Here is a 12,809-nt window from a genome sequence, read left to right as displayed (position 1 = left end):
GCAGACAGGATTTCCCCTGAAAAGGGGTTATTCAGAGAGCGGAACCACGGAAAACCCACACTTCGACGTTATTTTATTGAGGGAATTCCGCTGAATTTATTTTTCGACGGACTTGATCAGAGGTTCCCTAGTATAGGCTGCAATCATTATACCCCCCAAGGTCCTAGCAGTCAAAACGGGAGATTCGTACCATTACCACGCTACATGTGGAAGGGTGATCTCAGCAGAACTGACAGAGGGGAAGGAAGTCCGTGTGAGACATCCATTTTTACCAAAACGCTGTGGTAGCTACGGGGGATTGCGGTCCCTGAATGGAGCGCAAACTACTTCTGTATGATTGTCTGAAAGCCCAGAGGACATGCACTGAAGCCGACACTTCACACTAATGATAAAACCCACGGTCGTGCCATTGCTTCTGACCATTGCCGTACACAAGGTTTTCGCTCAGCAGATATCCCCGGGTTTCTCAAAATTGCGTCGTTTGGGAACCTCTCCTTGACGCGAGCGGTAGTTCCCCTGTTCCCATTGCCGCTGATACGTACATGATCGCCGTAGCAGTTTCGGTAACTTCGGCGGCTTTTTCCCACGCCAAAGAGGGAAATTGTGGATGAGGGTGATGATGGCAGTGATCACCACGGTGATGGTGGAAATGATGGATATGGTGGTGGCGATAGCCAGTACATGGCGAATAACAATGGTGTGTTCTTCGGCTTAAACAAGAGCGAGTTGATGAATCGTACAGGGCGACGGTTGTTCTAAATTTCGTCGTGCGTGGAAAACGCCTTCCACTGGTTTGTGAGATGATAATTCAGGGCTATTGGTTCCACCGATTGCCACCAAGCGGATTTTCTCATCGTTCACTTTACCAGTGCCCCTTGGCATGCCCCACCTTGCCCTTAATCGCCGGTCGGACTTCAGCTTGCCTTTGATGAATGCCAGTTCTTCTGGCGACAGATCGCCAGCCCATCCGGGCTCCAGGAGTTTTTGATCGAATTCCATAATCTACCTCTATCAGCAAAGAATCACTACCTTGTTGGGTGCGGGTTCTGGTGGTTTTTTCAGATTCGAGAGATATGCCCTTCTGGAGACCCCTTTATTTGGTGAACAGCGGATAGACGCTATGAACTCATCCGCAAGCTCCGGATCACTTCACGTACATCAAAGGTGAGCGCCGCCACGATCGTCGAGACACGTGAAGTCCGATGTCTAGGCCTTCCGGTTGGAGTCGTTTCCGGGATTTGCCGGAAGCAATGCAGCCTTCAGTCGCTCGGTTTCCAAGTCGCGCCAATCCTTGATCTCAGCTTCAAACCGACGAACATCCAAATAGTCCCTGGCGTAGAATTCCAACCATGAGGAGCCCTTCTTAGTAGAAAAATAGCCCCACACGGGGCGCTCTCTGAAACACCGGCAGGTTTTCACCCGTCCCCGCGGCTGCTGCGTGGCTGCGACGGGAATTCGTGCCAATAGCCCCCAGTTGTGCCACCGAGGCATCAACTTTCTGAGTGTCTGAATGCTCACGCCGGATAACTCATGAACATCATCGATAGTCAGGACATTGACCTTCTTATCACCCCACGGATACCGGCGCAGATTGCTTGTCTCGTTCTCCTTTACCACCAACAAGGTTTTGGCCTTGGACTCATTGAACTTGCCGAGTTTTCTCATTGTCCCCCTCCTTTTTTCGTTGTATCAGAAGAGACCGTGTATAATCCCTTCGGCTTCACACTCTATGACTCACTGCCATCGAAATCCTATACTTCGCCTGGATAGCTCGACTATGATCGTCCTTTCGGGAACCTTGGGACCTTGTCCCAAAACGGGACACTCGATACGAGATATATTAGTGGGGCGACCAAAACGCGACTGTTCACCCCTACAACTGCTGCACCTTCATTGCCATCTCGTCTGTGTTCCCCTATCGAACTATCCATGATATTGATGCTCCAAAACTCAGTATCCCTGCTGGGCTATCTCGATGCACAAAACTCAAGGGTATATATTATTTTTGGTAACCTGGTAACCAGTAGTCGCATCTGGATTCACGATAGCTTCAAATTTTGCTGGTAACCGGTTGGTAACTTGAATCTGAATGGTTACCGGGTCTGGTAACCAAGAGAACCGTTCTGACTTCTGGTAACTTTTGGTAACCATTTGAATTCGACACATTACTTTTGCGGTAACTCCTGGTAACCAAGAGTTGAATGTAGATGAGTCATTCACAGCTTCCAGATCATGGCTGGGTTACCACGTTACCAATTTTCGGATATGGCCCCCTCAGTTTGATCGGGGCATGCCCCCTCCATGTCTGCGAGTACCTTCTTCTTCAGTTTGATGACTCGCTTCGAGATGGCTTTTTCTCCCGTGCCCACTTTGGCAACGAATGTATCGCGACCTGGATTACATTCCGAGTAACCGCCGGCATGAAGGTCTGACCACACCGAGTCCGGATTTGATGTGATGGCCTGGCCCGCTGCCATCAAGAACGAATAGACACGTTCATAGGTAACGGCAGGGATCAAATACAGGTACTCGGCATCTTCCCAACCCACAAACGTTTCATGGGCTTTCAATGTTCGGGGCTCTGGTTCTCCCAAAGCGCCACAAATCTCTGTAAGGTCAGCGAACTTCTTGGAGATCAGGACCAGCTTGCTTTGACTCAACAGTGCCTGCAGGGCTCCAAGGAATACCACCCCGGCACGCCTCGAGTTCACTCGCTCGCCCTGCTCTTGAGCCAACTGGAACAGCATTTCCCAGTTGGCATTGAGCACTTCTGACTTTTGGCTGTCCGATAGCACTCCAGCTTCCTGGGCGAAACTCAGGGCTACATCGAGCGATGCATATAGCCAGCCGAGAGTCCCAGGTAAGCGCAGGTGCAGGCCAGCCTTTTGCGCGCTATCGCGCACCTGAAAGAAGAGATCAGGCACATACTTGGCCAGATACTCCCAATGGGATGTTATCCACACTACATATTGGGCCATGGCGTAACGGTACATGTGTGCAGTCTGTTGTGCTTCTGTCAACATCTCCATATTCACCTGACCGCGCTGGAGGCCAAGCGTGAACGTGCGTGCTGCATTGGACTCGCCCCGGGGAAGTTGCTCTCCCGACGTGATCACCAACCCGCGTGGAACATAGGTGTCCTTTGGGCTGGCGTCCGCTGCCAGCCGACCGCGGCCCTGACGGTTGCCCTGGGAACGGAGGATCGCGGCCATTTTCTGCTCCTGTTCTCGCTGAGCCGCTACGGTTGCCGCCGGTGCCCAGTCGTCGATAACTAGAGGAAGATCCTTGAGGACAAAGCAATTGTATTGCAGGCGATTCGCCGTGTCCTCCCAAGAAGACGGTAGGTTCAAATAGGTGAACTCGCCGAAGTGGTTCAACGCAAGAGCTTCAAGCGTTGATTTCAGGGCACCCGACTGGCCGCATAGGAAGAGCGTGAACGAGGGTTCCATGAATTCCATAAGGGGACATCCATACATTGCTGCCCATAACGGGACCATTACGCCGGGCTGTCCAAAGCCGGGCTCGATGAACTTCAGGCTGGTTTTCATGCTCTCGCATGCTGAAATTCGAGTGAAGTCTGTTGGCAAACTGTAGCGCGCTAATCGGTCTGACAGCTCGACTTGAATGCCTTCGAGACCGGTGGCACCAGAGGCTGAAAGAAACACATTCCGTTTTCCTATTTGGCGCCACCCGGTATGGGTGAAGATGGGTTTGGCCGTTGTGCCCCGTCGCCCAGACTGAAGATAGCTCCGGATATGCTGTGATGTCGTTGACCCCGGATAGACATTGGCTTGGGCGCCCCACAGCTTCCTTGGCCAAGCCCCGGATTGTAGGTCTGCCTCGGATACACGACCCGCGGGCAGATTGGCACCGTCCATGGTGGCCGAGATAATATACTCTCGAACGGTGTTGAGTCCGTCATCACGCATGATTTCCTCTTCGATCTTAGGGTCAAAGGAACATAGCGGTTGCAAATACTCTCCACCATCTCTTGCCTTTCTTACGAGACAAAGCTCGCCCCCAGCAATTTCATATTCCCACGGATTTTTGGCCCGGGATGGTTGTGGTATATTCTTGATCTCCGACGTCTCTTTGGCGTTGGAAGAATGGTTACCTGGAGTGTAGATTTGGCGGCATCCCTCAACGGCCCTGGCAATAGTGAGTTGGCCGTAAGTCGCAGCCCCGCGCTTTTCATCCCACTTGGCCCGCATGAGCCCTGAACTTCTGAACAGCCTATCCATTTGTCCGGGGTCTTTTTGACACCAGAAGGCGAGGTGCGCGCACAAAGCCATATCTGCCGCAGAGTCATCGCCGCCATAGGCGGCGGTGTCGCCATCCATGAGTGCCTTGATCTTGGCCCCACTGGAGCTGGATAGCATTCGCCGAACAATTTCTTGGTCATCCATCGTGATGGTGACTGTGGCGGCGGCCGGAGTAACCTCCCCATGGCCGTTACTCCCCAAATGCTTGGCATGGAAAGCCGCCAGTTCCGGTTGACGGGGCTCAATTGTGACCGGTGTCCCTTCAAGATGTTCGCCGGTGATCACAAAGTAACGTCCTGAATCATAAGCCTCGATATTGCCCTTCCGGCGCGCACCTGGAGGTAACTTCCCTTGGACGATAATGTGAACGCCAGTGCTAGATTGGGAAAGTTCTGCATAGCTGTTGAAGTCTTGGATGATCCGTTCAACCCACGGTTCGATGATTCCGTCACTGACGCAATGGTCCAAATCAATGCCGGTGAAGCCACTGTTGGTGAACACGAATCCAACGCCGTTCAGTCTGTCCTGTTCGGCTCTCTCGTTGGCCCCAGCGAAGGTGCTCCAGGTAGCCGGATCGATGGTGCTGGCCGGCATACCCGTGTTCGGGTTGATGGGAACTTTACGGGGCTTTCCACCTACTTCAGGCGGGGGATCGAATCGCCATGCAACCCAGTTCGGAAGAGGCAAGAGTTCCCTGGGGAGTGTATCTACATACATTCACAACACCTCCTATCCAAGCTCTCCCCTCGGGTTACTGAACAGAACTTGCAGCCTCTGCAAGCATTTTTTCCAAGGCGATACGGTTGACAAAAATTTTCCTTCCGAAGCGAATGATGGGTAGTTTGCCTTCGGCTGCCAGCTCATAGATACGATTTCTGCCCACTGGGATATACTGCTGTCTCGTTTCCTCCAGAGTTAACAGAACTTTATCCATGTTATGAACCTCCCTCAGGTATTGCTAAGTCTTGACAGTTCCAGTCTAAAACAATAATATAGAATTCGTAAACGGCATTTAGATAATTATGATTGCATTACATAGTAATTTATATGGCAAGTAGATAAGTATGTATTAGGATAGGGGTTATCATGACACGGGTTCGCAATGAAGATATCGTCAAGAGGGCATTAGAGCTTCGTAAAACGAAGAAACGTTCGGACGTTCTTGAAATACTAGAGGAGGAATTCGGCGAGAATGCACCGCGTCATGAAAAAACACTCTATCTCTGGGAAAGAGGGGTGCGTGAAGGCACCATCACACTGAAACAAACCGCAGTCCAGCTAACCCACGAAGCCAAGGCCCCGGAACTGCCCAAAACCGGCGGGAAGCCTGGAACGGGATCTACTTGGACGGTGCAGAGTTTGATCAAAAAGGGGGTATCCCCAGAGATAGCGGGGTGGGTGCTGGCCTTTGTTGACATAACGGAGGCAAATGGCAATGCTACTCGTCAGAAGGTGGCTGCTGAGCTGATTGAGATTGCGAGCCGTTGCCCAGAGATTCCGTTCGAAAATGCCAAAGCCTTGGCTGAATTGCGTGTCGGTGGACATGAGCCTTATGTCAGTATGGCCGTGAGGTACGCGCCATGGCAAAGCGAACAGAACCAGAAGGCTTTTCTGTCGGCTTATAAACAGCTCCAGCCGGACGATAAGCTATTTGTTAGCTTTGCGGGGACCGTGATAGAAACATCTGAACCATGTGAAATGCGGGGACCGTTGCCGGTTCCAAAAAGAAAGAAGAAGACAAAGTAACACCAAAGGCCGCAAATTGGATATAATGGGAGTATCATGGCACGCGGACACCTGGTCAAACGCAGCAAAGGATCCTGGAGCCTGGTCATCAACCAGGGTAAGGATGAAACCGGGAAGCGCAAGCAGCAATGGCTCACGGTTCAAGGAACCCGCAAGCAAGCGGAGGCAAAACTCGCCGATGTTCTTCACGAGATGGACACCGGTGCCTATGTCTCGCCTTCAAAGCTGACAACGGGCCAGTTTCTGACGCAATGGATTCAAGACTATAGTGTGAATCTATCTCCCCAAGTGGCCGATCGCTACGCGGAGATCATCCGGCTGCACCTGGTGCCCGAATTTGGGAGAATTCCTCTGTCCGATTTGAAGCCGGCCCGTATCCAAAGCTATTACACTAAGGCCCTGAAGGTCGGGCGGGTTGATGGTAAGGGCGGACTAAGTGCTCAGACCGTGCTGCACTTCCATCACCTCTTGCATGTCGCCTTGGAAACGGCGGTTCGTCAAGGTCTTCTTGCCCGGAATCCGGCTTCAGCCTGCACACCGCCCCAGCCCAAGCATTGCGAAATGGTGACGGTCGAGCATGATCATGTGACCCGGTTCCTGCAGGCGGCCCAGAAATCGCCCTATTACGTGGTATTTTACCTCGACTTATTCACCGGAATGCGGCGATCCGAAATTCTGGCCTTGAAATGGTCTCGGGTTGACTTGGACCTGTGTCACCTATCGGTCGTCGAGAGCCTTCACCGGCTGCGCAACGGTGAATTTATCCTGCGGGAACCCAAGTCAAAGCGGGGCAAACGGCTGATCAGTCTCTCATCGTCTGTGGCGCTTCTGTTGCGCGAACATAAGGCAGCGCAAGAGAACATTCGCCGGGAGCTTGGATTGCCGCTCAGACCGAATGACTTGGTTTTCGCCCGGCCGGACGGAAGTTATATCAAGCCTTATACCATTACCCGCTGCTTCAAGACCATCGCCCGGAACATCGGCCAGCCCGAGTTGAGCTTGAAGAGCCTGCGCCACACACACGCGTCGTTGATGTTACGGGAAGGCGTCCATCCCAAGATTGTGAGTGAAAGGCTAGGTCACAGCACGATAAGCATCACGTTGGACAGGTACAGTCATGTGACCGAAGGCATTCAAGAGGCAGCGGCCTTGCGATTTGAAGAGAGCCTGAAAGACAGCATTGAACAGGTCTCGGTTAGCAAACGGTTAGCAAAATCCTTTCTGGGCCCAATGTGGCGTCGGGAAATTGCTCATGTTTGAATCTAGGGAGCGAATGGTGCCCGGTGGTGCTCGCGGTCTTCAAAACCGTTGGCGGGTATCTCGCGATGCTCGTGGTGGTTCGACTCCCCTCGCTCCCGCCACATCGACCTCTATCTATAAGGAGGCAATAATGGAGACGTCTCTGAGCATTGCCACTGCGGTTCTGGCTTTCCTCACCGCAGCCTGAGGTGTATCAATCCACCGTGGGTGGATCGATCGATCCGTGGTCAAATGGCATGGCACCTTCGCTTTTCTCACCGTTGCTGTGGCGATTGCAGCGGCTGTTGTCGATTGACTGGGGGCAATAGGGGCCTGACGATTTGTCGTGCCCTCTGGTGATTTCCCTGATGAGGGGGACAGGAGTTGATCAGGACTTACTAATCTTCATCTGGATATGGCTTGCCCTCTTCAAAACGGCGGACCTGAAAGCGGTAAATCCTGACCGGTTCAGTGGGCAGGATGCCTCCCTTGGCGCTGGCGATCTCAATCTGCTGGTCTACGCTGTCTACCCCTGGGAGGTCGGGGAGGAGTATTCCCCGCCTGCCTTGGTATTCCACCAGGACCCCATATTTCTTGGGATCGAGCTCATCCTTGTTTTTGACCAGCTCTGGTGCGGTGAGGATATCGACCTTGTAGGTCAGTTCGGGAAGTTCTTCAGGGGTTACCGGACTGAATCGGTAGTCTCCGGTGGCTGAGTTGATGGCGTTGTAGATGACCTCTTCGGCCACATTGCGTCGGGTGGGCTGGAAGGTGCCGATGCATCCGCGAAGCTGTCCGCTTTTGTGGATCGAGATAAATGTTCCCCCCTTTTCCTCCATCTCCGGTGTTAATGCTTTCGGCCGGGGTATCTCTCCATCGCGGACATACATCTCTACCGATTGCCTGGCCAGTTCCACCAGGGGATGCGACTTCTTCACGCTCATTATTCACCCCTTCATGAGTATCCCTGCGTAGCCTACCACGCTTTCATAGTCGCGGCTAACATCACCACTGGTCTGGTACCTGACAAGGGTTGCTTTCGTGGCTCCCAGTTCCTTGGCAGCGGCGATGAGGGCAATCGTCGGGGCATACCCACACATGGTTATATTGAGTTCCTGGATTCTCTTGAGCAGCTCATCCTCGTCCAAATCAAGGATGGCCTCAATGGCCCGGGCATCCTTTTTTTTGGCCGATGCCTGAGGCTCGTAATGGGTCATATCGCTGCTGGCCACGATCACCGCTCCCTTGCCGGAATCCTTGATCGCCTTCGCGATGCCTTTGCCGATATCCTTATAGATGGCCCCCTCGGCAAGGCCGAGCACGATCGGCACAATGTGAACGTCTCTCTTGAAATACTGCAGGAACGGCACCTGAACCTCAATGGAGTGCTCGTAGCGATGTGCCTCGATGTCCTCCTCAAGATAGCTGGAGTTCCTTAGTATCCGACAGCCCAGGTCTGAATCGATCTTCACCTTGCCCAGGGGAGTTTTCCAATGGCCCTCGGACATGATGCTGAAGGGTGCTCCCCTTCCGTAATGATTGGGCCCCATGATAACGAACGTGTCTGTGAATTGGATGCGCGAGAAGGTGGCTCCGGCTACGGGTCCGGAATAGATGTATCCGGCGTGAGGTGAAACCAGGCCGATGACTTCCTCTTTGGGCACATTGTTGTCGATCAAAGTCTCTATCTGAGCTTCGAGTTCAGAGGATGTGCCCGGATAGAACTTACCCGCTGCTATCGGATTCCTTTCCATCGCAACCTCCTCTATCTCCTGAAATTGAGATCCGCGCCGCAGAATTGGCAGGAAGAACCGTCGAGACCGGTGATCCTGGTGTGGTAACCCACTCGCTCCACCACCAGTTTACCGCAGGAGTAGCAGACGGTACTTTCGCCCTGGTGTCCCGGTATGTTGCCGACATAGACAAACCGAAGGCCTGCTTTCTTGCCGATCTCATAAGCGCGCTCGATGGTCGATACCGGCGTTGGGGGAAGATCCAGCATCTGGTATTGCGGATAGAAGCGCGTCACATGCCAGGGGGTGAGTTCTCCCAGTTCGGCTCTGATCCAATTTGCGATCCCTTCAAGCTGCTCATCGTCATCATTCAGCGTGGGGATAATGTTGGTGACCACTTCCACATGCATCTTCCATTTCTCTTGAGCACGCCGGGTTGTTTCCAGAATTTTGCGCCAGTTGACCACCTTGGCCAGCCCTTGGTAGAGAGCGTCGCTGAAGCCTTTGATATCCACCCTCCATGCATCAAGATAAGGCCCCATGGTGTCCAAAGCCTCTTCGGTGAAGAATCCATTGGTCACATAGGCGGTATAGAGGTTTTCCTTTTTGGCCAATTTTGCCGAATCCAGTGTATATTCCAGCCAGATGCAGGGCTCATTGTAAGTCCAGGCGATGCCTTTACATCCATATTGCCTGGTGAGCCGGATTGCTTCCTGGGGGGGGATATTCTGTGAATCGCGGTCTGCTTTATCCTGAGTCTGATGGGATATCTGCCAGTTCTGGCAGTGTTTACAGCGGAAATTACAGCCCCAGCTTCCCAGGGAAAAGACCTTGCTTGTGGGATGGAAGTGAAACAGCGGTTTCTTTTCTATCGGGTCGACGGCTACGGAGGAAACCTCACCATAGTTCAAGACCTCAAGAATGCCGTCGATATTGTGACGCATCCGGCAGAGGCCATATTGATCCGGCTGGATGAGACATCGCCACTGGCAAACGTGGCAACGGACTCTGGAGCCGGGCAGCTTCTCATAGAGGATTGCCTCGCGCATATGACCACCCCGTTGCATGAGGTGGCTAAAGTTTAGCACTCAGCGGGAGAGATGTCTATAACAGGAAAGGGCGACCATTACGGTCGCCCTTTGAATTCAGGCTCTTGAAATCGCCCTGTTATTGAGCTTGGAGTCTTTGGAGCTGCTTCCCCTCGGTCTTGATTGCCGGGGCGATAACGATCTCGGCCTTGTGCATCTCTTTGATGTTTTTGGCCCCGCAGACTCCCATACAAGTACGAAGCGCACCGATCAGGTTCTGGGTTCCGTTGGTAACGGTGGCTGGCCCAAACAAGGTCTTTTGCAGAGTGCTGTTGACGGGCACCTTTACCCGCGTCCCTCTCGGCAGTGCGCCATGAGGGGTTGCCATCCCCCAGTGGCTGCCTCTTCCCGGAGCTTCAGCCGTCTGCACCATGATCGAGCCCAGCATCACGGCATCCGCCCCGCAGGCGAAAGCCTTGCAGAGGTCACCTCCGGCTCTAATGCCGCCATCGGTGATGATGGGGACGTATCGCTTTGTTTCGCGGAAGTAGTCGTCACGGGCAGCGGCGCAGTCCATCGTCGCGGTGACCTGCGGCACGCCGACACCCAATACTTCTCTGGTAGTACATGCTGCCCCGGGTCCTACGCCCACCAAAACAGCACTGATACCTGTTTCCATCAAACCCTTGGCTACATTGTAGCTGACGCAATTCCCCACAATAATCGGTGTCGAGACCCATTTGCGCAGTTCGGAGAAAACAAGGCCCTTTGTACTCTTGGAAATATGCCGGGTGGTAGTAACTGTGGATTGAACCACCAGCACATCCATTCCTGCCTCGCCGCAGATTCCATAGAGTTGCTTGGTCAGGGCCGGAGTTACCGAGACGGCGGCCACTCCGCCTCCCTTCTTGATCTCCTGTATCCGCTCACCGACGAGGTTATTTTTGATCGGTGCGGAATAGACTTTCTGGAGCAGCGCGGTGACCTCCGATTGAGGGGTTACGGCAATTTGCTCCAGGATGGCGTCAGGGTCATCATACCGGGTCTGAATCCCTTCCAGGTTCAGCACGGCGAGGCCTCCGATTTTGGTGAAGGCGATGGCCATTTTCGGATCTACCACCCCATCCATGGCGGCGGCCAGGACGGGAGCGGAAAAGTGCAAACTATCCAAGTCGAACCCGATATCCGTCTGGTCGGGATTAATGGTGATATCACCGGGAATTATGGCGATGTCATCGAATCCATAAGCAAATCGTAATGTTCTGCGTTCTCGTGTTGGCATATTATCCTCTTTAAGTTTGTAAAGAATATATCAGAGCGACCGGTTTAAGTCAATTGGAGAGTGTCAGCCCAGTGCTGCTTTCAGCGCTTCGGTTAGCGTGGCCACCGGACGAAGCTCAATCCCGGCTGGTGGCGAGAAATCCGCAGAAATCGGGGAAGGAAGAAGGCAGGTTTCAAATCCGAACCTGGCTGCTTCGGCGATTCTCCTTCCCATCTGTGTGATGGCTCTCAGCTCACCGCTCAGTCCCACTTCTCCGATAGCCACCAGTCTGGAATCGATTTCTTTGCTTCGGAAGCTGGAGGCAATGGCCAGAGCTATGCCAAGGTCAGCTGCCGGTTCATTGATCTTCATTCCCCCGGCAACGTTGGCGATGATATCCTGATTGGCCAGCGAAATGCGGCTTCGCCTGGAGAGGACGGCAGCGATGAGCAGCAACCGATTAAAGTCAACTCCATTGGCGGTGCGGCGAGGCAATCCAAAACTGGTGGCATTGGTCAATGCTTGGATTTCCACCAGCAGCGGCCTGGTCCCTTCCAGTGTGGGGACAATCACTGATCCGATAGATCCGCTGGTTCGCTGTGAGAGAAGCGCCTGTGACGGGTCGCTCACTTCAACAAGGCCTCGATCTCTCATCTCGAACATGCCGATCTCGTTCGTAGAGCCAAATCGGTTCTTGACGCTGCGAAGGAGCCGATAAGTGCTGAAACGTTCTCCCTCCAGGTAAAGGACAACATCGACAATGTGTTCCAGCACACGCGGTCCGGCGATGGCTCCCTCTTTGGTGACGTGTCCTACCAGGAAAATCGGGACATTGCTCGTTTTGCCCCACTCCATGAGGCGAAGGGTGCACTCTCGAACCTGGGTGATGCTCCCGGCTGCTCCGGCGCCTTCCAGATAGACGGTCTGGATGGAATCGATCACAGCCAGTTGCGGAGAGAGTTTCCGGGCGTGATCCAGAATGTTTTCGATATTGGTCTCGGGAAGAACGAAGAGGTTTTCCCCGGCTACTCCCAGGCGGTCTGCTCTCAGCTTGATCTGGGAAACCGATTCCTCGCCCGATGCGTAGAGGACCTTGCTTTCTCTCTGGGCGATGGCTGAGGCTGTTTGAAGCAGCAGAGTGGATTTCCCGATGCCGGGATCACCGCCGATCAGGATCAGAGAGCCAGGCACAATTCCTCCTCCGAGCACCCGATTGAACTCGGAAAACGGGAGCGTTAAGCGGGGAGAATCCTCGAGCGAGATGTGGGAGAGTTCCTGCGCTGTGGCCGATGGCTTACCGCTGCTGGTGGTGGCAATCGTCTTTTCGACGTAGCTGTTGCGCGCTTCGCATTGAGGGCAATAGCCTATCCATTTGATGCTTTCATGGCCGCAATTCTGACAGAAGAAGACGGTTTTTGTTTTTGCCATGATTAATAGCCCTGAATTCCGGTCACCCTGAGCTACGTCGAAGGGTAATTGGTTGAATCCATTCATGCTTCGACAAACTCAGCACGAACGGATCGTTTCCGATACCAAAGAG

At 53.3% G+C, this 12,809-nt stretch carries 11 protein-coding genes and 1 tRNA gene; 3 read left to right on the top strand and 9 right to left on the bottom strand.

The features are described from left to right. Positions 1–711: 711 nt before the first annotated feature. The 4 genes from PHV74_01705 to PHV74_01690 all read right to left on the bottom strand — a co-directional run bounded on the left by PHV74_01705 (position 712) and on the right by PHV74_01690 (position 5,196). Entirely contained in the window at positions 712–999 is a 288-nt protein-coding gene (locus tag PHV74_01705) for a hypothetical protein (protein ID MDD5093085.1), read from the bottom strand. 207 nt (positions 1,000–1,206) lie between these two features. Beyond that, positions 1,207–1,665, bottom strand: a complete 459-nt coding sequence (locus PHV74_01700) for a hypothetical protein (protein MDD5093084.1) — start codon at positions 1,663–1,665, stop codon at positions 1,207–1,209. 584 nt (positions 1,666–2,249) lie between these two features. Beyond that, positions 2,250–4,979, bottom strand: coding sequence for a hypothetical protein (locus PHV74_01695; protein MDD5093083.1), 2,730 nt, complete (start codon positions 4,977–4,979; stop codon positions 2,250–2,252). A gap of 34 nt (positions 4,980–5,013) precedes the next feature. Then, the gene (locus PHV74_01690; protein ID MDD5093082.1) at positions 5,014–5,196 is read right to left on the bottom strand and encodes a helix-turn-helix domain-containing protein; all 183 of its coding nucleotides are present in this window, start codon (positions 5,194–5,196) and stop codon (positions 5,014–5,016) included. A 152-nt stretch (positions 5,197–5,348) separates the two neighbouring features. On the opposite strand from PHV74_01690, the gene PHV74_01685 reads away from it, so the two are divergent. The 3 genes from PHV74_01685 to PHV74_01675 all read left to right on the top strand — a co-directional run bounded on the left by PHV74_01685 (position 5,349) and on the right by PHV74_01675 (position 7,369). Further along, on the top strand, positions 5,349–6,008 hold the full coding sequence (locus tag PHV74_01685) for a hypothetical protein (protein ID MDD5093081.1): 660 nt from the start codon (positions 5,349–5,351) through the stop codon (positions 6,006–6,008). A 36-nt stretch (positions 6,009–6,044) separates the two neighbouring features. Then, on the top strand, positions 6,045–7,268 hold the full coding sequence (locus PHV74_01680) for a tyrosine-type recombinase/integrase (GenBank protein MDD5093080.1): 1,224 nt from the start codon (positions 6,045–6,047) through the stop codon (positions 7,266–7,268). Between the two features lie 5 nt (positions 7,269–7,273). After that, positions 7,274–7,369, top strand: a tRNA-Sec gene (locus tag PHV74_01675). Positions 7,370–7,645: 276 nt separating this feature from the next. Here PHV74_01675 and amrA read toward each other — a convergent pair. The 5 genes from amrA to radA all read right to left on the bottom strand — a co-directional run bounded on the left by amrA (position 7,646) and on the right by radA (position 12,697). After that, positions 7,646–8,191, bottom strand: coding sequence for an AmmeMemoRadiSam system protein A (amrA, locus tag PHV74_01670; protein MDD5093079.1), 546 nt, complete (start codon positions 8,189–8,191; stop codon positions 7,646–7,648). A gap of 3 nt (positions 8,192–8,194) precedes the next feature. After that, positions 8,195–9,001 carry an MEMO1 family protein gene (locus PHV74_01665; GenBank protein MDD5093078.1) on the bottom strand — a complete coding sequence of 269 codons (807 nt, stop codon included), beginning with the start codon at positions 8,999–9,001 and terminating at the stop codon, positions 8,195–8,197. Positions 9,002–9,012: 11 nt separating this feature from the next. After that, positions 9,013–10,029, bottom strand: a complete 1,017-nt coding sequence (gene amrS, locus PHV74_01660; GenBank protein ID MDD5093077.1) for an AmmeMemoRadiSam system radical SAM enzyme — start codon at positions 10,027–10,029, stop codon at positions 9,013–9,015. Positions 10,030–10,147: 118 nt separating this feature from the next. Further along, the gene (locus PHV74_01655) at positions 10,148–11,290 is read right to left on the bottom strand and encodes a GuaB3 family IMP dehydrogenase-related protein (GenBank protein MDD5093076.1); all 1,143 of its coding nucleotides are present in this window, start codon (positions 11,288–11,290) and stop codon (positions 10,148–10,150) included. 63 nt (positions 11,291–11,353) lie between these two features. Continuing rightward, positions 11,354–12,697: a DNA repair protein RadA gene (gene radA / locus PHV74_01650; GenBank protein MDD5093075.1), complete on the bottom strand. Its 1,344-nt coding sequence runs from the start codon at positions 12,695–12,697 to the stop codon at positions 11,354–11,356. Between the last annotated feature and the right edge of the window lie 112 nt (positions 12,698–12,809).

Source organism: Dehalococcoidia bacterium (assembly GCA_028711995.1).
Classification (GTDB): domain Bacteria; phylum Chloroflexota; class Dehalococcoidia; order SZUA-161; family SpSt-899; genus JAQTRE01.
This window is presented reverse-complemented; position numbering and strand designations above follow the sequence as displayed.